This window comes from Rhodococcus sp. LW-XY12, assembly GCF_019317345.1.
GTDB classification, from domain to species: domain Bacteria; phylum Actinomycetota; class Actinomycetes; order Mycobacteriales; family Mycobacteriaceae; genus Rhodococcus; species Rhodococcus pyridinivorans.
The window spans coordinates 249,208-275,184 of record NZ_CP079225.1 but is presented as its reverse complement, the minus strand read 5'-3'; the positions used below and the strand labels follow the sequence as shown (position 1 = coordinate 275,184).

Genomic DNA, 25,977 nt, shown 5'->3' with positions numbered 1-25,977 from the left:
GGGGCTCTCTGGCGGTGGCGGTGGGATTTGAACCCACGGACGGGGGTTACCCGTCACGCGCTTTCGAGGCGCGCTCCTTCGGCCGCTCGGTCACGCCACCGCTGACGACTCTAGCGGATTGCAGGCCTCATCCTGAAATCGCCTGGTCACAGCTCCGAAGCCGGCCCTCGATGTTCCCGGAAGAACGCCTCGAGCACGGCCGCGCACTCGGCTTCGAGCACACCACCGCGCACTTCCGGACGGTGCGTGAGGCGCCGATCGCGCACCACGTCCCACAGCGACCCGACGGCGCCCGTCTTCGGCTCCCACGCCCCGAAGACCACCCGCGATACCCGGGAGAGCACCGACGCTCCCGCGCACATCGTGCAGGGTTCGAGGGTCACGGCAAGGGTTGCGCCCTCGAGACGCCATCCGTCGCCGTAGACCTGCGCTGCCGCGCGCAGAGCGAGCACCTCGGCGTGCGCTGTGGGGTCGCCGGTGGCCTCGCGGGAGTTCGCCGCTCGCGCGATCTCGGTGCCGTCCGGCCCGAACACCACCGCGCCCACCGGTACGTCACCGGCGGGCGCGGCAGCGGCGGCCTCCAGCGCGACCCGGATCAATGCCTCGTCGTCGCGCAGCCCCATCTAACGGAGCTTGTCCAGGGTGTTACCCAGGACGTCGTCGAAACCGAGTCGCTGGGCGATCTCGTCGAGTTGCTCGTCGGGATACAGGTCGGTCTCCGACAGGATCACCGAGAGCACCGGCTCGGGCAGACCCATGTCGGCCAGGATGCCGAGGTCGCCTTCCTCCCACGGCTCGATGTCGTCGAGCTCGTCGGGATCGATATCGGGGATCTCGATGTTCAGCGCATCGAGGACGTCGGCGGCGATGTCGTAGTCGACGGCCATCGTCGCGTCGGACAGCAGCAACCTCGTTCCCGCAGGTGCGGGACGCACGATGATGAAGAATTCGTCGTCCACATTCAGCAGACCGAAGACTGCGCCGGAACTTCTCAGCTCCCGCAACTCGGTCACTGCGGTATCGAGACTCGTCAGTGCGGCACCGGACAACACCCGGCACTTCCAACGACCTTCCTCCCGCGTCACGGCGACGGCGAAGCCGTCGAGGTCGTCGCTCGAATTCCCGGCGGGGTTCCCGCTCTGGGTCACGGAAGGGCTTTTGTTCCCTACACGCTGTGCAGCCATGGGCGCAACGGTAGTCGGCCACGTCCGGTGAATGAAGCCCAGCACGGGATATGCCAACCTGATGAGGTGTCCTCAGCCGTCTCTTCCCCGCCCGTCTGTGTCCTCGGCCTCGGTCTGATCGGTGGTTCTCTGCTGCGCGCCGCCGCGGCCACCGGAAGGCAGGCGTGGGGTTACAACAGGTCGTCGCAGGCCGTGGAGGCCGCCGTCGCCGACGGCTTCGACGCGTCCACCGACCTCACGGCCACGCTGCGTCGCGCAGCCGACACCAGCGCCCTGGTGGTGATCGCGGTGCCGATGCCGGCAGTGGGCAGCATCCTCGAGGCGGTGGCCGAGCACGCCCCCGAGGTCGCGCTCACCGACGTGGTGAGCATCAAGGCGGAAGTGGCCGCTGCCGTCGCCGCTCACGGCCTGTCGCGGCGTTTCGTGGGTGGACACCCCATGGCAGGTACGGCGGAGTCCGGCTGGACCGCTGGGACCGCCGACCTGTTCCGCGACGCGGTGTGGGTGGTGACCGTCGACGACGGCACCGATCCCGAGGTGTGGCGGCAGGTCGCCGACCTCGCGCTCGACTGCGGCTCCGTCGTCGTGCCCGCCGAATCCCGGGAGCACGACGCGGCGGTCGCGCGAGTCTCCCATCTCCCCCATCTCCTCGCCGAAGCGCTGGCCCTCTCGGGCGCCGGAGGCGGCGATCTCGCACTCGGTCTCGCCGCCGGCTCCTTCCGGGACGGCACACGGGTCGCCGCGACGGCCCCGGCCCTGGTCGACGCGATGTGCGAAGGCAACGCGGAAGCCCTGCTGGTCGCGCTGGACGAGACGCTCGAGGTGCTGAGAACGGCCCGGGAGCAACTGGCCGACCGCAGCACCTCCGAACTCACCCGCGCCGGTCACGCGGCTCGGACCCGCTACGAACAGCGCCGTCGCGACCCCATCCTCGGCACGCAGCCCGGCGACGAGGGCTGGATCGCAGCGTTCCGCGAGGCCGGACGACGCGGTGGAGTGTGGACACGATGAACCTCCGCGACATCGCCTCGGCGCTGACCACCGGCAAGACGACCCCCACCGAACACGTCCGCTCGGTTCTCGCCGAACTCGACGCCCTCGTCGGGACCCCCTGGGGGAACACCGTCGCCGCCCGCAACGACGAGGCGGCGCTCGAAGCCGCAGCCCTCGCCGACGAGCAGATCGCCGCCGGGAGCTGGATCGGCCCGTTGCACGGCGTCGCGGTCGCGGTGAAGGACAACATCGACGTCGCCGGGTTCCCTACCCGCTGCGGCAGCGCGGTCCTCGCCGATGCGCCTCCGGCCCGGCGCGATGCTCGCGTCATCGAGAAGCTCCGCGAAGCCGGAGCCATCGTGGTGGCGAAGACCCATCTCCACGAGTTCGCCTACGGGCCCACCGGGTTGATCAATGTGTCCGGCGCGGCCCCCCACCCCCACAACCCGGACCTGATCAGCGGTGGTTCGTCGTCGGGCTCCGCAGTGCTGGTCGCGAGGGGCGTCGTGCCCGTCGCGCTGGGAACCGACACCGGCTGCAGCGTCCGTACCCCGGCGGCGCTGTGCGGGATCGTCGGATTCAAGCCGGGCTTCGGTGCCCTGCCCGAGCAGGGCGTGTTCCCGCTGTCGACGACCTTCGACCACGTCGGTCTGCTCGCCGCCGACGCTCTGGACGCCTCACTCGCGTGGGGCGCCCTTCCGGGCATCGCGCACCTACGCACCCCGGTCTCCGAACTGCGCATCGGACGCCTGCGGGGCGGCATCTGGGATCTGTCACCCGTCTTCGACGAGGCCGTCGAGACGGCGTGCCGCACCCTCACGGATCTGGGCGCCCGCGTCGTCGACGTGGAACTGCCCGAGACCGACGAGATGCTCGAGCTGTATCCCGTGGTCACCGGCTCGGAAGCATACGAGACGCATCGCGCGTGGTTCGAAGCCGATCCCGACCGCTACCAGCCTCCGACGGCCGCTCTGCTCGCCGCGCAACGCGACCGGCCGGCCTACGAATACATCCACGCGGCCCGGGCGGTGGCGCGACTACGTCACGACGTCGTGCACCGCCTCCGCACCGTGGACAAGCTCGACGCGCTGATCACCGTCACTACCGGCGTGCGTTCGGCGCCGCTGACGAGCGATCCCGTCGAGCTGCGCGCACCGCTGCTGCAGATGTGTGTCCCGTTCAGCGTCCTCGGTGTCCCGGCCCTGTCGGTGCCGGCTCCTGACGGCGGGTCGTCGCCGGTCGGACTCCAGATCGTCGGCCTCACCGGCGGCACGCACGGGCACGGCAGCCACCCCGCCGAATCGGCCGCGTTCGCCGTGGCGATGGCGGTGGAGGCGTCGGGACAGCCCTAGATGCGGGAGGCGAGTCCTCGGTACTCGAGGACGAAGCCGTCCTCGTCGACGGTCACCGACGACGACGAGCGCGGCGACAGCACATGGATGCCGTCGGACGCACTGCTGTAGACGACCGTCGCCTCCTCGATGCTGAGATCGATGAGGTTGACGTAGACGACGGGCACCTCCACGTCGTCGGCTCCGGCCTGCAGGTCGTGCCGGCGGATGGGCAGGGCGTTGAAGAACGGGCTGAACACCACATCGACGTCCAACGCCCCGCCGAAGGTGGACCGCTGATGGTCGATGCCGTTGTCGGACATCCAGATGCCCTCTTCGGACCGGGTGAGGGACATGTGCCGTTCGCCCGAAGCGAGGGTGGTGCGCACCGACAATCGGCGGGTGACACCGTTCTCATCCGTCACCAGGTCGTACGACGCGCTGAAGGCCGGATGGTCGGTGCACTCCGCACCCACGATGCGACCGGACGCCTTGATGCGGCGGCCGGAGAGCTGTACTCGTACCGACTCCATCCGAGACGCATCGGCCGCACGCCACGTGAGTAGCGCGGGCCACGTCGACGCGGAACCGGTGGCGTCAGAGGCTGGGGTGCTCACGGTCTATACGGTATGCGACGAAGCGCACACGGTGGGCAGCGGTGCCGTGATTCGTCCACAACACGGTTGCGGCGGGGCCCACCTGCTCACGCCGTGTCCGGCAACGCCTCGTGCCGGGACATCTGACGCAGGTGGTGTGAGAACACCGACAGCGCCGCGGCGCCCACGGCGACGTTGAGCAGCGCCCCGAACTCCTGGACGGCGAACTCCAGCACGTCGACGAAGAAGACGGTGATCAACGCGGCCGTCCGGAGCGCACGGATCGCCCACCTCCGCCTGCGCCACAAACCCACCGATCCCACCACGCACAGCAGGACGGTGACGCCGGAGCCGACGAGCTGGATCACGGTCACCACGTTGCTCGTCCGCGCGGCGAGATCCTCCTCCAAGGTCGCAGCGGCATTGAGGAGAATGCCGACGGAGAAAACGGTGAGCAGGGCTGCCGCGACGCGGACGCTGCGCTCACCTCGCAGTCGCTCCGGCAGCCGGAGCGACACCCACGAGAAGCGCGATGGTACCTCCCGGCACCGGGCGAGCAGGAGATCGGTCTGTTCGACGACCTCGGGATCGACTCCACCCTCACGTGCGCGTTCGAGCTGCACTCGCGCCTGGTCGCGATCGGTCGGGGTCAGGCCGTGGGCGAGCCCGTCCGTCGCCGTGAGCGCGGCGTTGGCGAGATACTCGTCGGGCGACGGCCCGCGACGGAGGTGCACCGCTCGATTGACGACGAGCAGCAGCACGACCACCACGTACATGATCGCCACCGAGGGTCGGTAGAAGTAGTCGTTGGTCTTCGTGACGAACTTGCCGACCTCGTCGAGGAAGAGGCCGAACCCGATTCCGCCGAGCAGCACCGCGATGCGGTCGGGCGCTCTGCCGATGAAGGTCAACGAGACCATCAGCGCGGCGACCATGAGCAGACCGCCCCACAGCACGTGAGCGATGTGCAGGACCGACCCGCCGACCTGCGGATAGCCCGTCAGATGCAGGTACAGACGGGTGACGAGGATGGTCGCGACCGTGATGATCAGAAGTGCTTCGACCTGCGCGGACGACGCGGTGTCCCGCAACAACCGAGAACGGGAACGGGTCCGCACCGCTGTCATGGCACGCGAGCTTATCCGGCTCGGGTTCTCCTCGGGTTCTTCCTCCGGATTCGGCGGCGCGGCGCCTGCGCGGAGCGACTCCCCAATCTTGTGTGTGGCCTAGAGTCGCTCTATGCGCACAGTGTGGACAGTTCCTCCGAACATTGCCCAAACTCTGTTGGAATCTCCCGAGATCCAGATGTTCCTGACCAGCAACGAGTTGCCGGATACAGCGGACGATCCACGCCAGAGACTTGCGGAGTTCACCCACGCGCTCGGCGCCCTCAGCCGTCACATCGGACGCACCTTCGGTTCCGTGGACGCAGCCAACCGCGAACTGTTCGGCGGCTCCGCCGGCAAGGTCCCCGTGGCACTGCGCCTGACCGTCCTGCGGGCTCTCGTGAACCATGTCGAAGACCGCGCCCCCAGCCCGAAACTGCTTCCGAAGAACATCTGCGACCAGCTCGGCGCCTACGTCTACGCCCTGCTCGACCCTCGCGACCGGAGCATCTTCTACGTCGGCGCCGGACGCGGAAATCGCATCTTCACCCTCGTCTGGACGGCGCTCGGAGAGACCTCGAAGCTGACCGAGGCCGGCGAGAAGACACCGCTGGCCACCCCCGAGACCGAGGCGGCTCTGCGGCGCATCCGAACCGTCTACGAGTCCGGCTACGCGGTGGAGCATTTCGTCGTGGCCGACGCGCTGAACCCGAAGACCGACGCCGACCACACCGCCGCAGTGACGGCCGAAGCGGTCATCGCGGCGCTCGGACTGACCGAACCGCACCGCGGCGAATGCGTACTCACCAACCTGGCGGGCGCAACCGAGGAGTCCGAAGCCGATCGCACGGCGATCCCGATCGCGGAGCTCGTCCGTCAGTACTCGGCCTCGCCTGCTCCCGAACTGCCGACGCCATGCGTGGTGCTGCGGGTCAACGAAGCGAAGAAGGCGTCGCCGGCTGCGGTGCGCGAACTCGCGTCCAAGCCGTGGCCGGCAGGATCGGCGGCGCGTGGAATCGACGGACTGCCGATCATCGTCGTCGCCGACAACATCGTCCGCGCGGTCTACCGCGCTACCGGTTGGGAGGCAGCCGCTCGCACGGAGGAGAACGGCGGCACGATCCTCTACCGGTTCGTTGGGGAGGCCGACGAAGAGCTCGAGGGCAAGTTCGTGAACACTCGCGTCACGCCGGACCGGCTGGGTCTCAAGCGTTGGCCGTCGCACGGTTGGGCTCCGCGTCTGACGCGTGCACTGCCGCGGCCGGTCGCGCGTCCGAAGGCACCGCGCCCCTGATTCTCCGGCTGCTTCCCGGTTCGTCTGCGGACCGGGGAGCAGCTCGTGCCGGTTCTCGAAAACCGTTGGGCCGGCACATTTTCTGCATAAGAAAACACGAAAGGGGACCCACAGTGTGGGTCCCCTTTCGGAACGGGTGTTCGGCGGTGTCCTACTCTCCCACACCCTGTCGAGTGCAGTACCATCGGCGCAGACAGGCTTAGCTTCCGGGTTCGGAATGGGACCGGGCGTTTCCCTGTCGCTATGACCGCCGTAACTCTATGAAACAATAGTCCACGCAGATTCCTCGAATCACCTGCTGCTGCAGGATTTTCGGATCTGTGTGTGTTGTTTCAGATACCGCACAGTGGACGCGTAACATCTTCGTGGTAAGTCCTCGGCCTATTAGTACCGGTCACCTCCACCCATTGCTGGGCTTCCAGTTCCGGCCTATCAACCCGGTGGTCTGCCGGGGGCCTTACCCCCTCGAGGGGGTGAGAAACCTCATCTTGGAACAGGCTTCCCGCTTAGATGCTTTCAGCGGTTATCCCTTCCGAACGTAGCCAACCAGCCATGCCCCTGGCGGGACAACTGGCACACCAGAGGTTCGTCCGTCCCGGTCCTCTCGTACTAGGGACAGCCTTCCTCAAGTTTCTAACGCGCGCGGCGGATAGAGACCGAACTGTCTCACGACGTTCTAAACCCAGCTCGCGTGCCGCTTTAATGGGCGAACAGCCCAACCCTTGGGACCTACTCCAGCCCCAGGATGCGACGAGCCGACATCGAGGTGCCAAACCATCCCGTCGATATGGACTCTTGGGGAAGATCAGCCTGTTATCCCCGGGGTACCTTTTATCCGTTGAGCGACACCGCTTCCACATGCCGGTGCCGGATCACTAGTCCCGACTTTCGTCCCTGCTCGACCTGTCAGTCTCACAGTCAAGCTCCCTTGTGCACTTGCACTCGACACCTGATTGCCAACCAGGCTGAGGGAACCTTTGGGCGCCTCCGTTACATTTTGGGAGGCAACCGCCCCAGTTAAACTACCCACCAGGCACTGTCCCTGAACCAGATCATGGTCCGAGGTTAGAGGTCCAATACGATCAGAGTGGTATTTCAACAACGACTCCACCCATACTGGCGTATGAGCTTCACAGTCTCCCACCTATCCTACACAAACCGAACCGAACACCAATACCAAGCTATAGTGAAGGTCCCGGGGTCTTTTCGTCCTGCCGCGCGTAACGAGCATCTTTACTCGTAATGCAATTTCGCCGAGTCTGTGGTCGAGACAGCAGAGAAGTCGTTACGCCATTCGTGCAGGTCGGAACTTACCCGACAAGGAATTTCGCTACCTTAGGATGGTTATAGTTACCACCGCCGTTTACTGGGGCTTAAATTCTCAGCTTCGCGGATTGCTCCGCTAACCGGTCCTCTTAACCTTCCAGCACCGGGCAGGCGTCAGTCCGTATACATCGTCTTACGACTTCGCACGGACCTGTGTTTTTAGTAAACAGTCGCTTCTCTCTGGTCTCTGCGACCACCCCCAGCTCGGACCGCAAGGGCCGTCACCGAGCGTGGTCCCCCTTCTCCCGAAGTTACGGGGGCATTTTGCCGAGTTCCTTAACCACAGTTCTCTCGATCGCCTCGGTATTCTCTACCTGACCACCTGTGTCGGTTTGGGGTACGGGCCGTGTACCAACTCACTAGAGGCTTTTCTCGGCAGCATAGGATCACTGAATTCCCCTCAACGGGTACGCATCACCTCTCAGGCTGCATGAACGGCGGATTTGCCTACCATTCGCCCTACCGGCTTACACCAGGTACTCCATCACCTGGCCCAGCTACCTTCCTGCGTCACCCCATCGCTTGACTACTACAATCAGGGTCCCGTGCAGCCATCCCCACAGTTCCCGAAGGAACAGCGGAAACTTTTGGACGGTTAGCACAACTGATTCGCCATTGGGCGCGGATACACGGGTACGGGAATATCAACCCGTTGTCCATCGACTACGCCTGTCGGCCTCGCCTTAGGTCCCGACTCACCCTGGGCGGATTAACCTGGCCCAGGAACCCTTGGTCATCCGGCGGACGAGTTTCTCACTCGTCTTTCGCTACTCATGCCTGCATTCTCACTCGCGCAGCCTCCACACCTGGATCACTCCGGCGCTTCCACGGCTGCACGACGCTCCCCTACCCACCCACACCACTGCACACGTTCCCGCAGGAACGAATGGGTGTTGTGTGAGTGCCGCGGCTTCGGCGGTGTACTTGAGCCCCGCTACATTGTCGGCGCAGAACCACTTGACCAGTGAGCTATTACGCACTCTTTCAAGGGTGGCTGCTTCTAAGCCAACCTCCTGGTTGTCTCAGCGATCCCACATCCTTTTCCACTTAGTACACGCTTAGGGGCCTTAGCCGGCGATCTGGGCTGTTTCCCTCTCGACTACGAAGCTTATCCCCCGCAGTCTCACTGCCGCGCTCTCACTCACCGGCATTCGGAGTTTGGCTGATTTCGGTAAGCTTGTGGGCCCCCTAGACCATCCAGTAGCTCTACCTCCGGTGAGAAACACGCGACGCTGCACCTAAATGCATTTCGGGGAGAACCAGCTATCACGGAGTTTGATTGGCCTTTCACCCCTACCCACAACTCATCCCCTCAGTTTTCAACCTAAGTGGGTTCGGGCCTCCACGACGTCTTACCATCGCTTCACCCTGGCCATGGGTAGATCACTCCGCTTCGGGTCTAGAACATGCCACTACATGCGCCCTATTCGGACTCGCTTTCGCTACGACTACCCCACACGGGTTAACCTCGCGACATGCCACTAACTCGCAGGCTCATTCTTCAAAAGGCACGCCATCACCCACCACGAACTGAATCGTGCATCGGCTCTGACGGATTGTAAGCGCACGGTTTCAGGTACTATTTCACTCCCCTCCCGGGGTACTTTTCACCTTTCCCTCACGGTACTAGTCCGCTATCGGTCACCAGGGAGTATTCAGGCTTATCGGGTGGTCCCGACAGATTCACACCGGATTTCACGGGCCCGGTGCTACTCGGGTACTTTTCACGAGAGCCGGCAAGTTTTCGTCTACGGGATTCTCACCCTCTACGACAGGCCGTTCCAGACCACTTCGACTAACCAACCGGTTTTTTACTCTCGCCCGTCATGACAGTGACGGGAAGAAAAGCCCCACAACCCCACGGATGCAACGCCTGCCAGCTATCACACACCCATGGTTTAGCCTCATCCGCTTTCGCTCGCCACTACTCACGGAATCACATGTTGTTTTCTCTTCCTGTGGGTACTGAGATGTTTCACTTCCCCACGTTCCCTCCACACACCCTATATATTCAGATGCGGGTAACACGACATCACTCGTGCTGGGTTTCCCCATTCGGAAATCCTCGGATCACAGCTCGGTTGACAGCTCCCCGAGGCATATCGCAGCCTCCCACGTCCTTCATCGGCTCCTGGTGCCAAGGCATCCACCGTACGCTCATAAACACTTACAACAAAGATGCTCGCGTCCACTGTGCAGTTCTCAAACAACACACAACAACCCCTACCGCAAGAAAACTGATTTCCTTGTTTCGCGGATCATCGTCGCTGATCAAACACATTGCGTGTTCTCTCAGGACCCAACAGTGCACCGATATAACCACCGCGACGAGGATCTGTATCCCCGCCATACGCGGTGATGGTTGTCAGCGTTCCACCCATGAGCAACCGTGTCCCACGATCGGGGACAATCGGTCTCTGGCCGCACACCACACCCGACTGTTCGGGGTGTGTGGGCAGATGCTCCTTAGAAAGGAGGTGATCCAGCCGCACCTTCCGGTACGGCTACCTTGTTACGACTTCGTCCCAATCGCCGATCCCACCTTCGACGGCTCCCTCCCACAAGGGGTTAGGCCACCGGCTTCGGGTGTTACCGACTTTCATGACGTGACGGGCGGTGTGTACAAGGCCCGGGAACGTATTCACCGCAGCGTTGCTGATCTGCGATTACTAGCGACTCCGACTTCACGGGGTCGAGTTGCAGACCCCGATCCGAACTGAGACCGGCTTTAAGGGATTCGCTCCACCTCACGGTATCGCAGCCCTCTGTACCGACCATTGTAGCATGTGTGAAGCCCTGGACATAAGGGGCATGATGACTTGACGTCGTCCCCACCTTCCTCCGAGTTGACCCCGGCAGTCTCCTGCGAGTCCCCACCATCACGTGCTGGCAACACAGGACAAGGGTTGCGCTCGTTGCGGGACTTAACCCAACATCTCACGACACGAGCTGACGACAGCCATGCACCACCTGTCTACCGGCCACAAGGGAAACCACATCTCTGCAGTCGTCCGGTACATGTCAAACCCAGGTAAGGTTCTTCGCGTTGCATCGAATTAATCCACATGCTCCGCCGCTTGTGCGGGCCCCCGTCAATTCCTTTGAGTTTTAGCCTTGCGGCCGTACTCCCCAGGCGGGGCGCTTAATGCGTTGGCTACGGCACGGATCCCGTGGAAGGAAACCCACACCTAGCGCCCACCGTTTACGGCGTGGACTACCAGGGTATCTAATCCTGTTCGCTACCCACGCTTTCGCTCCTCAGCGTCAGTTACTGCCCAGAGACCCGCCTTCGCCACCGGTGTTCCTCCTGATATCTGCGCATTTCACCGCTACACCAGGAATTCCAGTCTCCCCTGCAGTACTCGAGTCTGCCCGTATCGCCTGCAAGCCCGCAGTTGAGCTGCGGGATTTCACAGACGACGCGACAAACCGCCTACGAGCTCTTTACGCCCAGTAATTCCGGACAACGCTCGCACCCTACGTATTACCGCGGCTGCTGGCACGTAGTTGGCCGGTGCTTCTTCTCCCACTACCGTCACTTGCGCTTCGTCATGGGTGAAAGAGGTTTACAACCCGAAGGCCGTCATCCCTCACGCGGCGTCGCTGCATCAGGCTTGCGCCCATTGTGCAATATTCCCCACTGCTGCCTCCCGTAGGAGTCTGGGCCGTGTCTCAGTCCCAGTGTGGCCGGTCGCCCTCTCAGGCCGGCTACCCGTCGTCGCCTTGGTAGGCCATTACCCCACCAACAAGCTGATAGGCCGCGGGCTCATCCTGCACCGAAAAACTTTCCACCCCAGAACATGCATCCCGAGGTCATATCCGGTATTAGACCCAGTTTCCCAGGCTTATCCCAGAGTGCAGGGCAGATCACCCACGTGTTACTCACCCGTTCGCCACTAATCCACCCAGCAAGCTGGGCTTCATCGTTCGACTTGCATGTGTTAAGCACGCCGCCAGCGTTCGTCCTGAGCCAGGATCAAACTCTCCGTTGAAGACTCACAATCACCCCGAAGGGGCAATCAGTCAAAGACAAAAGAGTCAAATCACTAGCATAAAAACTCAAACTAGCTCAAACACTGATCATCCCAGACGGAAGAATGAGACGATCAGCAAATACCCACCCCATCGAAAATGATGGAGCGGAGTACCAAAAATATTTGGCACTGACATTCATCGGCACACTGTTGAGTTCTCAAAGAACACGCGCACATCATCACGCTTCGGACTGACGTCCGACCCGCTCTGAGGCAACTGTTCCAGCCTACTTCCTCATCCTCACGAACGCAAGTCCGTGTGGTTTTCGGAACCAGGGGCGGCTCGAAACCTTACCAGAAGGTTCGTGGCCATCAAATTCGCAGGCGCCTTCGTCCAACCTCGTTGTCCCGTTCCTCTCGGCCCGGGTCGGTGTCCGTGTCGCTCTGACCTGGAATAAGTTACGCGAACATCTCCGAGAACACCAAATCGCCAGGTCAAGGGCGGTTTCGATGGCCCGGTGCCCTTCACAGGAGGGGTAGGACGACCCCTCCATCGTGGTGCTCGTCGCGTCCGCTCACGGATCGTCCTACTTCTCGAGTAACGTTCACCGTTGAGCTGAGCGAGGAAGGGTGCCGTGACGTCGACGGGGAACATGGTGGGGTTGTTCGCCGGTATCGGCGGTCTGGAGCTCGGACTCGGGCGACACGGGTGGAACACCGAACTCCTCTGCGAGATCGAGCCGGGTGCTCAGGCAGTACTACGTACGCGCTTCCCCGACGTTCCGCTCCATCCGGACGTCACGCGTCTCCGCTCTCTCCCCCGCGATACGGAACTGGTCGCCGCAGGCTTCCCGTGCCAGGATCTCTCTCAGGCCGGACGCACGGCCGGCATCACGGGATCGAAGTCCGGGCTCGTCGACGAAGTGTTCCGTCTCGTGAAGCGTAAGAACGGTCCGCGCTGGCTCGTCGTCGAGAACGTTCCCTTCATGCTGCAGCTCGGCCGGGGTGCAGCGATGCGCCACATCACCGACGCCCTCGAGGAGCTCGGCTACATGTGGGCCTACCGCGTCGTCGATGCCCGCGCCTTCGGTCTCCCCCAACGGCGGCACCGCGTCCTGATGGTCGCCTCTCGTACCGACGATCCCCGCACGGTGTTGTTCGGCCAGGACGCCGGCATGCCCATGGAGGGCAATCCCGATCTGTTCCCCTGCGGCTTCTACTGGACCGAAGGTGTGCGCGGTCTCGGATGGGCAGTCAACGCCGTACCCACGCTCAAGGGCGGTTCGACGCTCGGTATCGCCAGCCCCCCGGCCGTGCGACTGCCGTCCGGTGAGATCGTCACCCCCGGCCTGACCGACGCGGAGAGGCTCCAAGGATTCGACGCCGACTGGACCGCACCTGCCGTCGAGGCGCCCGGTGTCCGTGCCGGGCATCGGTGGCGTCTGGTCGGCAATGCCGTCAGCGTGCGGATGGCGTCGTGGGTGGGCCACCGCCTGAACAACCCCATCGCCTACAGCTCCGACCACGAGACCCCGCTGCTTCCGGGCGACACCTGGCCGACCGCCGCGTGGGGTGCCCGCGGACAAGCGTTCCGCGTGCACGAGTCGCAGTGGCCCGTCCAGGCTCCCTACGAGGACCTCGGCGGTTTCCTCCTCGACGCCCGTCTGTTGTCGGCACGGGCGACGGCAGGTTTCCTCCGACGCGCACGCTCCGGCAACCTGCGTTTCCTGCCCGGATTTCTCGAGGACGTCGAGAACCATCTCGAACGCATGGGTGGCTTCCCGCGAGTGGCGGCCTGAAAGCCATTGTGATGGTGTCGTCGGATCGGCCCGGGACGGATCCGCGTACGAGTGCGCGGATGATCCGGCAGCGCCGACGCGACACCGTTCCCGAAGTGGCGTTGCGCAAGGAACTGCATCGCCGGGGGCGGCGGTTCTTCGTCGACCGAGCTCCCCTGCCCGGTATGCGACGCCGGGCCGACCTCGTCTTCCCTCGTCGTCGGGTCGCGGTCTACGTGGACGGATGCTTCTGGCACAGCTGCCCGCAGCACGCGACGTTCCCGAAGAACAACGCCGAGTGGTGGGCGGCCAAGCTCGCCGCCAACGTGCAGCGCGATCGGGACACCGATGCACGTCTGCAGGCCGCGGGCTGGACGGTGGTGCGGGTGTGGGAGCACGAGGATCCCGTCGTCGCCGCGACGCATGTGGAGGATGCTCTGTCGGCTCCTCCGGAAACGGATGCAGGGCCGGCGCAGGTGTGATCCCCCGCACCGGCCCCGAGACCTATCCGATCAGCCCTTCGTGAGTTGCGCGTACCGCGCGACGTGCTGTTCGGCGGTGCCGAACTCGTACTCGATCGCGGTCAGTCGCTTGAAGTAGTGCCCGACGGCGAGCTCCTCCGTCATGCCCATGCCGCCGTGGAGTTGGACGGCGTTCTGGCCGACGAAGCGTGCCGCACAGCTGATCGTCGCCTTCGCGGCCGAGACCGCGCGTGCCCGCGTGGCGTCGTCGCTGTCGAGATGGAGAACGGCCAGGTAGGCGGCGGACACCGCCTGCTCGACCTCCATGTACATGTCGACCATGCGGTGCTGGAGCGCCTGGAAGCTGCCGATGGGCTGACCGAACTGCTGACGTTGCTTGGCGTACTCGACGGTGTCGGCGAGCACCTTGCGCATCAGGCCCACCGCTTCGGAGGACACGGCCGCGGTCGCCTCGTCGATGCCGCGCGAGACGGACGGCCATGCGCCTCCCTCCTCGCCGAGCAGCGAGTCGGCGGGCAGTCGCAGACCCGAGAAGACGATGTCGGAGGCGCGTCGGTCGTCGATCGTGCGGTAGGAGTGGATCTCCACACCGGTCGGCGGGTTCGCGGGGTCGAAGTCGACGAGGAACAGCGAGATGCCGTCGGTGTCGGTGCGCTCGCCCGACGTGCGGGCGGTGACGAGCAGGTGCGTTGCGAGCGGAGCGCTGGTGACGACGGTCTTCTCACCGTCGATGACCCACTCGTCGCCCTCGCGACGCGCGGTGGTGGACACGTCGTGGAAGACGTATCCGGAGGTGGGCTCGGTCGCGGCGAACGCCGTGACGGCTTCACCGGCAGCGATCGCCTCGAGGACGGACCGGGCTCGATCGGCCCCTGCACGACCGAGCAGCCCGCCCCCGAGGACGACCGTGTCGACGTACGGTTCGATGACGAGTGCGTGCCCGAGTGCCTCGGACACCACCATCAACTCGACCGGTCCGCCGCCCATCCCTCCTACCTCTTCCGGAAGCGTGGCCCCGAGGATTCCGAGATCCTCGGCGAATGCCCGCCACACCTCCGGTTGCCAACCTTCGCCGGTGGTCGCGACCTTCCGGCTTTGCGCCAGGTCGTAGCGACCGGCGAGGAACTTGGTGACCGAATCACGAAGGAGCTCCTGCTCCTTGCTCAAACCGAAGTCCATCAGAGCCCCAATGCTGCTTTGGCGAGAATGTTTCGCTGGATCTCGTTGCTGCCGGCGTAGATCGACCCGGCACGGTCGTTGAAGTAACGCAGCGGCGCGACGGCCTGCCATTCCTCACCGCTGACGTAACCGTCGGCGGGCGGCACGTAGTCGGCCACCGGACCGCCGGGCGCGGTGATGTGCGGCTGGTAGACCCGACCGCGCGGACCGGCCGCTTCGAGGGTCAGCTGGGTGATCGTCTGGCTGAGTTCGGTGCCCAGGATCTTGAGCATCGACGACGCGGGACCGGGATTCTTGCCCGCGGACAACGCTGCGAGAGTGCGGTATTCGAGGATCTCGAGCACTTCGGTGCGGATACGCGCCTCGGCGAGCTTGGCGGAGAACGCCGGATCGTCGATGAGTCTGCCGCCCGACGGACCGGGCTGTTCGGCGGCCGCCTCGGCGATCCGTTCGGCCATGACCTGCAGGGCCGGCGCTGCCGCCGCTCCTCCGCGTTCGAAGACGAGCAGGTACTTCGCGACGGTCCAGCCGTCGTCGATCTTCCCGAGCACGTTCTTCTTCGGGACACGCACACCGTCGAAGAAGACCTGGTTCTGCACTTCTTCACCGGATGTCATGACCAGAGGCCGGATCTCGATGCCGGGCGAGGTCATGTCGATGAGCAGGAAGGTGATGCCCTGCTGCTTGCGGCCGGTCTTCGACGTGCGCACGAGCGCGAACATCCAGTTGGCCTCGGTGGCGTGGGTGGTCCAGATCTTGCTGCCGGTGACGATCAGGTCGTCGCCGTCGTCGACCGCCGCCATGCTGAGCGACGCGAGGTCGGAGCCGGCCTCGGGCTCGGAGTAGCCCTGACAGAAGAAGACCTCACCTGTGAGGATCCGGGGCAGGAAGTAGCTCTTCTGTTCTTCGGTGCCGTAGGCGACGATCGCATGCGCGACCATGCGGATGCCCATCGGCGACAGGTTGGGGGCGCCCGCGAGGATCGACTCGCGGGTGAAGATGTAGTGCTGCGTCTGCGTCCAGTCGCATCCGCCGTACTCGACCGGCCAGGCCGGCGCCGCCCAACCACGCTCATGGAGGATGCGCTGCCACTCCATGCTCGCTTCGTGGTCGGAGTACACGCTCGTCGCGAGTCGGCCGGCCCGCCGCACTTCGGGCGTCAGCTTCTCCTCGAGAAACGATCGCACCTCGTCTCTGAAGGCGGCGTCGGCCTCTGACCACGCAAGTTCCATGTCTTCTCCCCGCAGAGCGCGACCGCCGTTGCCGGACCATCGTGCGAATTCTCGTTAACTTTTTGAGAGTGGTACGAAATCTACTCCCACCCCAGCGGGCTCGTCAATAGACGGATATCACCTGCGGTACCGGCAGGATCTCCGACCGGGGACACGAACGATCGAGTCCCCGACTCCAGGTGGAGGGTCAGCTCGACACAAAGACGGAACGTTCACTCGTAGCGCAGGACCGGGGACGGTGGCGTTTCACCTCATGACTGCGGTCACACACTCTGATGGAACCTTGCTCTTGGGGATGTAAACGTCACGGAGGCACTGGGCAAGAATCTCCATCTGTTTGTTGGACCAGGACCGATCTTGCACACACCCTCCTGTAGTCCGGGGAAGTCACGTGACGCCCCTTGCGGAGTGAAGATAGCCACAAGATGTCGCTGAAGCCGGTCAGCAAGCCGTGTCGATTCTGTGTCGTGGCGACTCCGTAACCAGATACGAGAAAACCCTCACCGGAGTACCGGTGAGGGTTTTCGTGTGTGCGCCCGAAGGGATTCGAACCCCTAACCTTCTGATCCGTAGTCAGATGCTCTATCCGTTGAGCTACGGGCGCGTGTGTATTCAATTGTCGTTGGTGACGCTACACCAACTGGCGGAGGCGAGAGGATTTGAACCTCCGGTCCCCGGTAAGGGGGACAACTCATTAGCAGTGAGTCCCATTCGGCCGCTCTGGCACGCCTCCTCGGGGATTCGATGCTCTCGAACCGCCGGATCGAAACATTACACATGCCCCGAGGGGAAACGCAAAACGCCTGGTCAGAGGCGTGTAGATGGGCGATCCTCCCCAGCCTCCCGACAGGGGGCCACACGGCGAGGCGCATAATCGGCTCGTGACTCCACGGACCCGCCCCGACCTCGAATCGATCCCCGCCTACGTTCCGGGCCGCTCGTTCCCCGGTGCGGTGAAGCTCGCCAGCAACGAGACGACCATCGGCCCGCTCCCCAGCGTCCGGGAGGCGATCGCCGACGCTGCGGCCGGCCTCAACCGCTACCCCGACAACGGCGCGACGGAGCTCATCACAGCATTGTCGGAACGACTCGGCGTCCCGACCGAGCGGATCGCCGTAGGCTGCGGATCGGTGAGCCTGTGCCAGGAGCTCGTGCAGATCACGTGCGATGCGGGCGACGAGGTGATCTTTGCGTGGCGGTCGTTCGAGGCGTACCCGATCATCGCGGCCGTCGCCGGCGCGACCGCCGTGCGCGTCCCGAACACCGCGGACCACGGTCACGACCTGAAGGCCATGCTCGCCGCGATCACCGACCGCACGCGGCTGATCTTCGTGTGCAATCCCAACAATCCCACCGGGTCGCTGCTGGGCAAGGAGGAGCTCGCGCAGTTCCTCGACGCCGTCCCCGAGCACATCGTCGTCGCCCTCGACGAGGCGTACTTCGAGTACGTCCGCCCCGAGCCCGGTGAGGATCTGGCCGACGGTCTCGAGCTCGCGGAGGGTCGCCGCAACGTCGTCGTGCTCCGCACCTTCTCCAAGGCCTACGGTCTCGCCGGTATCCGCGTCGGATACGCGGTCGCCGACCCGTCCGTCGTGACGGCGCTGAGCAAGGTCCACACCCCGTTCTCCGTGAACTCGCTCGCCCAGACGGCTGCCGTGGCCTCGCTCGCCGCCGCGACCGAGTTGCTCGCGCGCACCGAGGGCGTCGTCGCCGAGCGGGAACGGGTCCACGCGGCACTCGTCGAGGCCGGCTACGAGGTGCCCACGAGTGCCGCGAACTTCCTCTGGCTGCCGCTGGGTGAACGCTCCGCCGCGTTCTTCGAAGCCGCAGCGGAGGCAGGCGTGGTGCTCCGCAACTTCACGGGCGAGGGCACCCGGGTGACGATCGGCGACCCGCACGAGAACGACCTCTTCCTCGACTTCGCAACCGGGCAGGGACGGGCACTCGCCGGCATCGGCTGATCCTGTGACGAGACCCAACCGTTATAGCTGGGTATCGGTGGCGTGATCCGGCCCTGACAAACTCGGGCGGTCGGATCGGGTCGGGTGGCGGAGGAACTGGATGGGGGCAGGCAAGGTGCGGCGCGCCCTGTCGGCCTGCGCAGTCGTCGGCTCACTGGTCGCCTTCGGTGGTGCGGCACCTGCCGGAGCCGCGCCGACGAGCACAATCCCCTCGAACGCCGTCCCGCTCCGGGTGATCGCATTCGGCGACCTGCACGGAAATCTGCTGCCCCCGCAGGGACTGCACGGCGAGGTCGTCCGGTCGGACGGCGTCTCGGTCCCCGCGGGGGGTGCGGCCTATCTCGCCGCCTACGTCCGGCAGCTCAGGGAACAGGCCGACAACTCCGTGCTCTACGCCGTGGGCGACACGTGGGGTTCGTCGCCGCTCGAGTCGGGCCTGTTCCACGACGAGCCGACCATCGCCCTGCTCGACGAACTCGATCTCACCGCCGCGACCCTCGGCAACCACGAACTCGACCGCGGCTACGCCGAACTCGAGCGACTGCGGGACGGCGGTTGCCACCCGAAGGAAGGGTGCCTCTACACCGAACCGTTCGAGGGCGCGAACTTCCCGATCCTCGGCGCCAACCTCACCACGACGGACGGCACACCGGCCGCACTCCCCTACAGCATCGACTACGTCGACGGACTGCCCGTGGGCGTCATCGGTGTCGTGCCGAGCAACACCCCCGACATCATCCGGCCCGACGCGATCGCGGGACTGCAGTTCGAGGACGAGATCGCCGCTGTCAACCGCACCGCCGACAGCCTCGGTGCGCTCGGCGTCCGTTCGATCGTGGTGCTCTACAAGGGCGACATCGGGGCCATCGACGGCGACGATCCGTGTCCGAGCGGGGACGACGGAGCGGCGGCGATCGCGACGTCCGTCTCCCCCGACGTGGACCTCATCGTCACCTCCGACGGCGACCGGCACTTCAACTGCACCTACAGCGACCCGGCGGGCAGGCCGCGCACCGTCGTGCAGGGTGCTTCGCACGGGCGCATCCTGTCGGTCGCCGACCTCGTCATCGACCGGCAGAGCCGGGAGGTGCTGCGCGACCGAACCGTCGTGTTCACGCAGGTCGTCACGCACGACATCGATCCGGATCCGACCACTCTCGAGTTCGTCGACCGGGCAGTCGAGAAGTCGGCGGAGGTCGCGAACCGGTCCATCGCGCGCATCGGCGCCGACGTCACGCGCAGCGAGAGCCCGAGCGGAGAGTCGGCGCTGGGCAATCTGGTGGCCGACGCACAACTCGCGGCGACGCGGCATCTCGGCGCGCAGATCGCGCTGATGAACCCCGGCGGACTCCGCGGCGACCTCCTCGCCGGCGACGGCACCGTCTCGTACCGGGAGACCTACGCCGTGCAGCCCTTCGGGAGCATGCTGCAGGTGCTCGACCTCACCGGAGCCCAACTCGACGTGCTGCTCGAGCAGCAGTTTCAGGACAGCCCGGTCGGCTCGGAGGTCGAACGCATCCTGGCGCCCTCGCACAATCTGACCTACACGCTCGACCGCCTGGCGCCGCGCGGCGAACGGATCCGTTCGATCACGATCGACGGCGAGGCCGTCGACCCCGAGCGTGTTTACAAGGTCGTGATGAACAACTTCCTGGCCGGCGGCGGAGACGGTTTCACCGTGTGTACGGAAGCGCACGGACTGGTCGGCGCGGGCAAGGATCTCGACGCCCTCAACAACTATCTGGCGACCCGCTCACGCGTGGAGCCGCCGGCCGTCGGCCGCATCCGCCTCCACTGAGACGGTGCCGTCGACGCGCGATCAGCGGAGTCGGAGTGCGTCGGCGAGGGTCGGCCACGCGGCCTTGATGTCGTCCTGCCAGTAGCCCCACGAATGCGTGCCCCACGGGCGGTAGACGACCTGCGCGGGGATACCGAGTTCGCGGAGGCGACGGTCGTAGGTGACGGTGCACACGAAGGTGCCGATCTCGAGCGGCGCGCCGACGGTGAGCACGTCCTGACCGGCGCCGAGATCGTGCGGGCCGAGCAGGCCGTTGCCGGTGCTGAGGAAGACCTCCTTGCCGCGCAGCTTCTCGGCGTGCAGGTAGGAGTCGTGCTCCTCCCATCGGGCGTCGTCGGGCGGTCCCCACATGTTGTCGGGGTTGCCGCCCTTGTACGCGACGGTTCCGCGGACGGTGTCGCGGGAGCGGTCGCTGGAGGTGTCGTAGCAACCGCTGAGCGCCGCGACTCCCTGGTAGAGGTCGGGATTGCGGGTGATCAGGGACATCGCCCCGGTGGCGCCCATCGACAGGCCCGCGACGGCGTTGGTGCCGTTGCCGTCGAACTCGGCGTCGATCAGCGGGGGTAGTTCCTCGGTCAGGAAGGTCTCCCACTTGTTGATCCCGAGCACGGGGTCGGGGTTGTTCCAGTCGGTGTAGTAGCTCGCGGTGCCACCCACGGGAAGGACGACGTTGGTGTTCTTGTCGGCGAAGAACTCCGCGATGTCGGTGCGTTGGGTCCACGTGCTCTCGCGGAATTCGGACTCCTCGCCGGCGCTGACGCCGTCGAGCAGGTAGAGGGTGGGGCGCGGCCCCGCCGAGGCCGGGTGCAGCACCTGCACCGGCACGACCCGGTTCATCGCGGCCGAGTGGACGAACAGCTTCGTCTGCCTGTCGCCGACCCGCTCGACATGGTTGATCCTGGCCGACACCGGCTGCACGTGCGCCGGTTGTGCATGGATCGGTTGGGCATGGGCGATCGTCGTGCCGGAGACCGGCACCATCAGGGCCACCGCTACAGCCGCCGCGCGTCTCTTCACCATCGAACTCCCCGTCCCCCGACGACCTGCAGTGATCTCACAGTCACTATCTGTACCCGGTCAAGCGGACCTGCACGCGACCCTAATATTCACGCTCCTATTCGTGACGAATCGGAGGATCCACGGCCGCGTCGCCCCCGCCGGGCGGCGGGAGCGACGCGTGGGAGAGCTGTGTCGGTCAGCGGAGGTGGTGCACCTCCTGCAACCCGTAGACCGGGGTCGGGAGGCCCTCGTAACGCGCCTTGAGTTGCAGCGCCAAGTAGAGCGAGTAGTGCCGCGACTGGTGCAGGTTGCCGCCGTGGAACCACAGGCCCTCCTGCTGCGTGGGCTTCCACATGTTGCGCTGCTCACCCTCCCAGGGGCCGGGGTCCTTGGTGGTGTCGGAGCCCAGGCCCCAGCACTTGCCCACCTTGTCGGCGACCTCCTGCGAGATCAGGTCGGCGACCCAGCCGTTCATCGAGCCGTAGCCGGTCGCGTAGACGACGAGATCGGCCTCGAGTTCGGTGCCGTCCTCGAGGATCACCGACGTCTCGGTGAGTTCGCGGACGTTGCCGTGGGCGAGCTTGATGTCGCCGTTCGCGACGAGTTCCGAGGCACCGACATCGATGTAGTAGCCGGATGCGCGACGCAGGTACTTCATGAACAGGCCCGAACCGTCGTCACCCCAGTCGTGCTGGAAGCCCGCCTTCTCGAGCCGGTCGTAGAACTCGGCGTCGCGTTCGCGGATCTTCTCGTAGATGGGGATCTGGAACTCGTGCATGATCCGGTACGGCAGGGACGCGAAGGTCAGGTCGGCCTTCTGGGTGGTGACGCCGGCGGCGAGGGCCCGCTCGGAGTACAGGTCGCCGAGACCGAGATCCATCAGCGAATCGGACCGGACGATGTGCGTCGACGAGCGCTGCACCATGGTGACGTCGGCGCCCACCTCCCACAGGGCACCGCAGATGTCGTGGGCACTGTTGTTGGCACCGATCACGACGGCCTTCTTGCCGGCGTAGGCGTCCGGACCCGGGTGGGCGCTGGAGTGGTGCTGCTCGCCGCGGAACAGGTCCATGCCGGGGAAGTCGGGGATGTTCGGCTTACCCGACATGCCGGTCGCGATGACGAGCTGCTTCGGCCGGAGGACCACCGGTTCGCCGTCGCGCAGGACGTTGACGGTCCATTCGCCCGTTGCCTCGTCGTAGCTCGCGGAGGTGCACTCCGACTTCGACCAGTAGGGGACCTCCATCACCTTCGTGTACATCTCGAGCCAGTCCGCGATCTTGTCCTTGGGCGCGAAGACCGGCCAGTTGTCGGGGAACGGCATGTACGGCAGGTGGTCGTACCAGACGGGGTCGTGCAGACACAGCGACTTGTAGCGGCTGCGCCACTGGTCGCCGGGACGGTCGTGCTTGTCGAGCACGATTGCGGGAACACCGAGCTGACGCAGGCGCGCACCGAGCGCGATACCGCCCTGACCACCACCGATGATCACGATGTAGGGCTGACGCGTGTAACCGAGTTCGCGTTCCTCGATCTCGCGCTGCTCCGACCACGTGACCCTCTGCTTGTCGGCGCCGTGCTTCGTGCCGCGGGGACGACGCGTGCCCTTGTTCTCCTCGTATCCCTTCAGCTCCTGCATCGTGGTCAGCAGCGTGAAGGCGCGGTCCTGGCCGCTCTCCTCGTCGCGCTTGAGACGCAGGTGGCCGACGCCGCGACCGACCGCGGTCTCGAACGCGATCCAGGCGCTGAGTACGCCGTCGTCGTCGCTCGCTGGTTCGGTGGTGCGGAAGCCGCTGGGATCGGTGTCGGCGAGTCGCGCGTGCAGCATGTCCGAGACGCCCTCGCGTCCCTCGACGGTCTTGAGGTTCCAGGTGAAGGCGACCAGGTCGCGCCAGAAGGAATCGGTGCCGAACAGGCCCGCAGCGGCGTCGACATCGCGCTGTGCGAGGGCGGTTTCGAAAGCTCGCAACCAGGCGTCGACGCGTTCGTCGGGCGTCGCGGTGCCGGAGGTCGTGGGCTTGTCGAGGGTGTCGGTCATGGTGAGTCCTTTCCCGTGGTGATGTGATCCAGGACACTCCCCGCGGCCGGTTCCCCGCAAGCGTTGCGTCACGTTGCACGGCGCCCCACTTGTGGCGCAGCACACATTTGCCACCTATGCTCCGAGGACGACGACGAAGAGGAGACCGTGACCACGTTCAGCGCGATCGCGCCCGGCACCGACCTGTCGCGCTACGCGCGCGAGTTGACGCGGATGCACGACGCGGTCATCGGCGGCGCCCGGTCACCCATGCGACCCCGTCCGCTCGTGTCCCGTTCGTGGCAGCGCGTGCTCGACGCGGGCCTCGATCCCACCGGCACCAACGAACGCAGCCGGCTGCCCGTCGCGGAGATCGAGCGACGTCGCCGCGCGTCCGCCCTCTCCGCGGTGATCGGCGATCTCGAGCAGGTCATCACACCCGTCGCCGACGCCTCGCATCTGCTGCTGGTGGTGACCGACGCCGACGGCGTGATCCTCTGGCGCAGCGGTTCGGCACCGATCCGGTCACGCGCCGACGCCCTCGGTTTCCAGGAGGGAACTGTGTGGACCGAGTCGACCGTCGGCACGAACGCCATCGGCACGGCGCTCGCGGAGGCCGCGCCCGTGCAGTTGTTCTCGGGTGAACACTTCGAGACGACCCAGCATCCCTGGTACTGCACCGCTGCGCCGATCCACGATCCGATCCGCGGCGACCTGCTGGGCATCGTCGACGTCAGCGGTCCCGCGCTGACCCTGCACCCGGCCATCATCGCCCTCGTCGACACCGCCGTCCGGCTCGCCGAAGCACAACTGTGGCGACGGCACGAGGTGCGACTCGAACGGCTGCGCACCGAGGCTGCTCCGTTGCTGTCGTCGACGCGGGGACCGGTGCTGCTCGTCGACGAGGACGGCTGGGTCGCGCACGCCTCCGGTATCGCCGCCGAGCGGGTCGCGGTTCCGCGGCACGCACGCCCACTGACAGTTCCCGGTATGGGACTGTGTGTGCCCGAGCGGCTTTCGCACGGCTGGCTGATCCGCGGCGCGGCCTCGTCGTCGCGCATGCGGATGGTGCTGCACGTGTCGTCGTCGCCCACAGTGGAGGTCTTCGGGGACGACGACTCGTGGCACAGCATCGTCACCGCACGCCAGGCCGAGATCCTGCTGTTGCTGCACGAGCGCGGCCCGGACGGCATGACGGTCGCAGCGCTCAGCCGGGCCCTCTACGGGGACGACGACCATGCCGTGTCGGTCCGCGCCGAGGTGTCGCGACTGCGACGCGCGATCGGGGACGTGATCGAGAGCAAGCCCTACCGGCTCGCCACCACCGTCGACCTGTCGCTGGATCTCGGTGCGGACGAACGCCTCGCCGACTCCGAGTTCGTCCGCCGGTCGGGGGCGCCGGGGGTGCGGGCACTCGGCGTCTACCGCTGACACGGCCGGGGGCATGTTTCCGCCCCTCGGGGACCGGGAACGCACCAGTGAACCCAAGTCGCCGAACATGCTGGAGACACAATGACCGTTCTCGTCGTCACGGACAGCCCCGAAGGTCCGGCACAGAAGATCGCCCGGCTCGTCGCCGACGCGCTGGGAGAGCGGGACATCGACGTCACCGTCGGTGACACCTCCGATCTCGAGCGGTCGGAAGAGTTCGAGGGCGTCGTCTTCGGAGGCGAGGTCGACGCCGGCGAGTACTCGCCCGACACCGTCGAACTGTTGTCGTCGCGGGCCTCCGGGCTGAGTCAGCAGCTCGTGTGGTTGTTCGCGGTGGGCGACGAAAGCACCGAGGACACAACAGATCTGGTGTCCGAACTCGCCGCGCTCGACTACCGGTCGTTCAGTCCGTCCGCAGGCGAGGACGAGGTGCGGTCGTGGGCCGCCTTCATCGCCGACGAGATCGACGGACACAGCTGAACCCGCACGTTCACCCGAGCGAAGGGCCGCCATGCTCCACACGGATGTCGCACCGGGCGTGCATCGCCTCGCGCACGCCGACGTCAACGTCTACCTGATCGAGGACGACGCCGGAGTGACCGTCGTCGACACGGGACTACCCGCGACCGCTGGTCGCATCGAAGAGGCGATCTCACGCATCGGTCGCCGGATCGACGACGTGCAGGGAGTCGTCCTCACGCACGCCCACTTCGATCACGTCGGGTCGGCGAAGCGGCTGCGTGAACGGTGGCGGGTTCCGGCATGGGCGCATCGCGACGAGAAGTTCCTCGCCGCCCACCCCTATCGCTACCAGCACGAACGCAACCGGCTGCTCTATCCCGTTCGATATCCCGCCTGCATCCCCGTTCTCGCCCGGATGACCGTGGCCGGTGCGCTGTGGGTGCGCGGGGTCCACGACGTGACGCTCTTCCAGGACTCCCAACCGCTCGACCTGCCGGGCCGCCCCGTCCCCCTGCACACACCCGGCCACACCTACGGGCACTGTGCGCTGCATCTCCCGGACCGCGACACCGTGATCGTCGGCGACGCCATCGTCACCCTCGATCCGTACACGGGCAGGCACGGTCCGCAGATCGTCTCGGGTGCGGCGACCGCCGACAGCAGGACGGCCCTCGCCTCGCTGGCGGCCATCGCCGGCACCGGCGCGAAGCACGTCCTCGTCGGCCACGGTGAGCCCTGGCACGACGGTGCGGCCGCGGCCGTGGAACGAGCAGTGTCCGCCGGACCGAGCTGACAGATGTGATCGGTCCACGGGAACCGGGGACATGCCCGCAC

18 protein-coding genes, 3 tRNA genes and 3 rRNA genes are annotated in these 25,977 nt (G+C 65.6%); 10 read left to right on the top strand and 14 right to left on the bottom strand.

Annotated elements, in window-relative coordinates; translation table 11 throughout:
* Positions 1-9: 9 nt before the first annotated feature.
* The 3 genes from KXC42_RS01305 to KXC42_RS01295 form a co-directional block, all read right to left on the bottom strand.
* Positions 10-100: transfer RNA gene (locus tag KXC42_RS01305), tRNA-Ser, on the bottom strand.
* Between the two features lie 46 nt (positions 101-146).
* Positions 147-623 carry a nucleoside deaminase gene (locus KXC42_RS01300; RefSeq protein ID WP_019290311.1) on the bottom strand — a complete coding sequence of 159 codons (477 nt, stop codon included), beginning with the start codon at positions 621-623 and terminating at the stop codon, positions 147-149.
* Positions 624-1,184 carry a tRNA adenosine deaminase-associated protein gene (locus KXC42_RS01295; RefSeq protein WP_024102735.1) on the bottom strand — a complete coding sequence of 187 codons (561 nt, stop codon included), beginning with the start codon at positions 1,182-1,184 and terminating at the stop codon, positions 624-626. It lies immediately after the preceding gene.
* Between the two features lie 48 nt (positions 1,185-1,232).
* Between KXC42_RS01295 and KXC42_RS01290 the strand changes: the two genes are divergently transcribed.
* Both KXC42_RS01290 and KXC42_RS01285 read left to right on the top strand, forming a co-directional pair.
* Positions 1,233-2,195, top strand: coding sequence for a prephenate dehydrogenase (locus KXC42_RS01290; protein ID WP_064851865.1), 963 nt, complete (start codon positions 1,233-1,235; stop codon positions 2,193-2,195).
* Positions 2,183-3,529 (top strand): amidase, encoded by a 1,347-nt coding sequence (locus KXC42_RS01285; RefSeq protein ID WP_039586730.1) that lies wholly within the window; start codon positions 2,183-2,185, stop codon positions 3,527-3,529. The genes KXC42_RS01290 and KXC42_RS01285 overlap by 13 nt, the downstream gene beginning before the upstream one ends.
* Here the strand turns inward: KXC42_RS01285 and KXC42_RS01280 are convergent.
* Positions 3,526-4,125, bottom strand: a complete 600-nt coding sequence (locus KXC42_RS01280) for a putative glycolipid-binding domain-containing protein (protein ID WP_072740572.1) — start codon at positions 4,123-4,125, stop codon at positions 3,526-3,528. The genes KXC42_RS01285 and KXC42_RS01280 overlap by 4 nt on opposite strands.
* An 86-nt stretch (positions 4,126-4,211) precedes the next feature.
* On the bottom strand, positions 4,212-5,231 hold the full coding sequence (locus tag KXC42_RS01275; protein WP_217579260.1) for a hypothetical protein: 1,020 nt from the start codon (positions 5,229-5,231) through the stop codon (positions 4,212-4,214).
* A 157-nt stretch (positions 5,232-5,388) separates the two neighbouring features.
* On the opposite strand from KXC42_RS01275, the gene KXC42_RS01270 reads away from it, so the two are divergent.
* Positions 5,389-6,504 carry a GIY-YIG nuclease family protein gene (locus tag KXC42_RS01270; protein WP_231413647.1) on the top strand — a complete coding sequence of 372 codons (1,116 nt, stop codon included), beginning with the start codon at positions 5,389-5,391 and terminating at the stop codon, positions 6,502-6,504.
* Positions 6,505-6,642: 138 nt separating this feature from the next.
* Here the strand turns inward: KXC42_RS01270 and rrf are convergent.
* The 3 genes from rrf to KXC42_RS01255 all read right to left on the bottom strand — a co-directional run bounded on the left by rrf (position 6,643) and on the right by KXC42_RS01255 (position 11,822).
* Positions 6,643-6,759, bottom strand: a 5S ribosomal RNA gene (rrf, locus tag KXC42_RS01265).
* A 109-nt stretch (positions 6,760-6,868) separates the two neighbouring features.
* A 23S ribosomal RNA gene (locus KXC42_RS01260) occupies positions 6,869-10,003 on the bottom strand.
* Between the two features lie 297 nt (positions 10,004-10,300).
* Positions 10,301-11,822: ribosomal RNA gene (locus tag KXC42_RS01255) — 16S ribosomal RNA — on the bottom strand.
* Together the 16S, 23S and 5S rRNA genes form the textbook arrangement of a ribosomal RNA operon.
* A gap of 635 nt (positions 11,823-12,457) precedes the next feature.
* Here KXC42_RS01255 and KXC42_RS01250 point away from each other — a divergent pair.
* Complete coding sequence (locus KXC42_RS01250) at positions 12,458-13,603, top strand: DNA cytosine methyltransferase (RefSeq protein ID WP_024102730.1); 1,146 nt, start codon at positions 12,458-12,460, stop codon at positions 13,601-13,603.
* 11 nt (positions 13,604-13,614) lie between these two features.
* Positions 13,615-14,064 (top strand): very short patch repair endonuclease, encoded by a 450-nt coding sequence (locus KXC42_RS01245; RefSeq protein WP_219129829.1) that lies wholly within the window; start codon positions 13,615-13,617, stop codon positions 14,062-14,064.
* Between the two features lie 30 nt (positions 14,065-14,094).
* Here the strand turns inward: KXC42_RS01245 and KXC42_RS01240 are convergent, their stop codons facing one another.
* The 4 genes from KXC42_RS01240 to KXC42_RS01225 all read right to left on the bottom strand — a co-directional run bounded on the left by KXC42_RS01240 (position 14,095) and on the right by KXC42_RS01225 (position 17,208).
* Positions 14,095-15,243: an acyl-CoA dehydrogenase family protein gene (locus KXC42_RS01240; RefSeq protein ID WP_033097813.1), complete on the bottom strand. Its 1,149-nt coding sequence runs from the start codon at positions 15,241-15,243 to the stop codon at positions 14,095-14,097.
* A complete protein-coding gene (locus KXC42_RS01235) occupies positions 15,243-16,475 on the bottom strand; it encodes an acyl-CoA dehydrogenase family protein (protein ID WP_219129828.1) in 1,233 nt (410 codons plus the stop codon). Before KXC42_RS01235 ends, KXC42_RS01240 begins: the two co-directional genes overlap by 1 nt.
* 531 nt (positions 16,476-17,006) lie before the next feature.
* A tRNA-Arg gene (locus KXC42_RS01230) sits at positions 17,007-17,079 on the bottom strand.
* A gap of 37 nt (positions 17,080-17,116) precedes the next feature.
* Positions 17,117-17,208 (bottom strand) — tRNA-Ser (locus KXC42_RS01225).
* A 148-nt stretch (positions 17,209-17,356) separates the two neighbouring features.
* Between KXC42_RS01225 and hisC the strand changes: the two genes are divergently transcribed.
* Both hisC and KXC42_RS01215 read left to right on the top strand, forming a co-directional pair.
* Complete coding sequence (gene hisC / locus KXC42_RS01220) at positions 17,357-18,436, top strand: histidinol-phosphate transaminase (RefSeq protein WP_006553503.1); 1,080 nt, start codon at positions 17,357-17,359, stop codon at positions 18,434-18,436.
* 100 nt (positions 18,437-18,536) lie between these two features.
* Positions 18,537-20,234 (top strand): bifunctional UDP-sugar hydrolase/5'-nucleotidase, encoded by a 1,698-nt coding sequence (locus KXC42_RS01215; RefSeq protein WP_219129827.1) that lies wholly within the window; start codon positions 18,537-18,539, stop codon positions 20,232-20,234.
* A 21-nt stretch (positions 20,235-20,255) separates the two neighbouring features.
* On the opposite strand, the gene KXC42_RS01210 is transcribed toward KXC42_RS01215, so the two are convergent.
* Together KXC42_RS01210 and KXC42_RS01205 are read right to left on the bottom strand one after the other, a co-directional pair.
* On the bottom strand, positions 20,256-21,254 hold the full coding sequence (locus KXC42_RS01210; RefSeq protein WP_219129826.1) for an alpha/beta hydrolase family protein: 999 nt from the start codon (positions 21,252-21,254) through the stop codon (positions 20,256-20,258).
* A 175-nt stretch (positions 21,255-21,429) separates the two neighbouring features.
* Positions 21,430-23,271, bottom strand: a complete 1,842-nt coding sequence (locus KXC42_RS01205; RefSeq protein ID WP_039584725.1) for an NAD(P)/FAD-dependent oxidoreductase — start codon at positions 23,269-23,271, stop codon at positions 21,430-21,432.
* Positions 23,272-23,418: 147 nt separating this feature from the next.
* Between KXC42_RS01205 and KXC42_RS01200 the strand changes: the two genes are divergently transcribed.
* The 3 genes from KXC42_RS01200 to KXC42_RS01190 all read left to right on the top strand — a co-directional run bounded on the left by KXC42_RS01200 (position 23,419) and on the right by KXC42_RS01190 (position 25,936).
* Positions 23,419-24,681: a GAF domain-containing protein gene (locus tag KXC42_RS01200; RefSeq protein WP_019290322.1), complete on the top strand. Its 1,263-nt coding sequence runs from the start codon at positions 23,419-23,421 to the stop codon at positions 24,679-24,681.
* Between the two features lie 81 nt (positions 24,682-24,762).
* A complete protein-coding gene (locus tag KXC42_RS01195; RefSeq protein ID WP_006553498.1) occupies positions 24,763-25,161 on the top strand; it encodes a flavodoxin domain-containing protein in 399 nt (132 codons plus the stop codon).
* A gap of 31 nt (positions 25,162-25,192) precedes the next feature.
* Positions 25,193-25,936 (top strand): MBL fold metallo-hydrolase, encoded by a 744-nt coding sequence (locus KXC42_RS01190; protein ID WP_219129825.1) that lies wholly within the window; start codon positions 25,193-25,195, stop codon positions 25,934-25,936.
* The last annotated feature ends 41 nt before the right edge of the window (positions 25,937-25,977 follow it).

Excerpts from the sequence above, each read along its gene's own strand:
- KXC42_RS01300 (WP_019290311.1), bottom strand. The coding sequence starts at position 623 with ATGGGGCTGCGCGACGACGAGGCATTGATCCGGGTCGCGCTGGAGGCC.
- KXC42_RS01195 (WP_006553498.1), top strand. The coding sequence starts at position 24,763 with ATGACCGTTCTCGTCGTCACGGACAGCCCCGAAGGTCCGGCACAGAAG.
- KXC42_RS01235 (WP_219129828.1), bottom strand. The coding sequence starts at position 16,475 with ATGGAACTTGCGTGGTCAGAGGCCGACGCCGCCTTCAGAGACGAGGTG.
- KXC42_RS01275 (WP_217579260.1), bottom strand. The coding sequence starts at position 5,231 with ATGACAGCGGTGCGGACCCGTTCCCGTTCTCGGTTGTTGCGGGACACC.
- KXC42_RS01245 (WP_219129829.1), top strand. The coding sequence starts at position 13,615 with ATGGTGTCGTCGGATCGGCCCGGGACGGATCCGCGTACGAGTGCGCGG.
- KXC42_RS01205 (WP_039584725.1), bottom strand. The coding sequence starts at position 23,271 with ATGACCGACACCCTCGACAAGCCCACGACCTCCGGCACCGCGACGCCC.
- KXC42_RS01215 (WP_219129827.1), top strand. The coding sequence starts at position 18,537 with ATGGGGGCAGGCAAGGTGCGGCGCGCCCTGTCGGCCTGCGCAGTCGTC.
- KXC42_RS01295 (WP_024102735.1), bottom strand. The coding sequence starts at position 1,184 with ATGGCTGCACAGCGTGTAGGGAACAAAAGCCCTTCCGTGACCCAGAGC.
- KXC42_RS01250 (WP_024102730.1), top strand. The coding sequence starts at position 12,458 with ATGGTGGGGTTGTTCGCCGGTATCGGCGGTCTGGAGCTCGGACTCGGG.
- KXC42_RS01190 (WP_219129825.1), top strand. The coding sequence starts at position 25,193 with ATGCTCCACACGGATGTCGCACCGGGCGTGCATCGCCTCGCGCACGCC.
- KXC42_RS01210 (WP_219129826.1), bottom strand. The coding sequence starts at position 21,254 with ATGGTGAAGAGACGCGCGGCGGCTGTAGCGGTGGCCCTGATGGTGCCG.
- KXC42_RS01240 (WP_033097813.1), bottom strand. The coding sequence starts at position 15,243 with ATGGACTTCGGTTTGAGCAAGGAGCAGGAGCTCCTTCGTGATTCGGTC.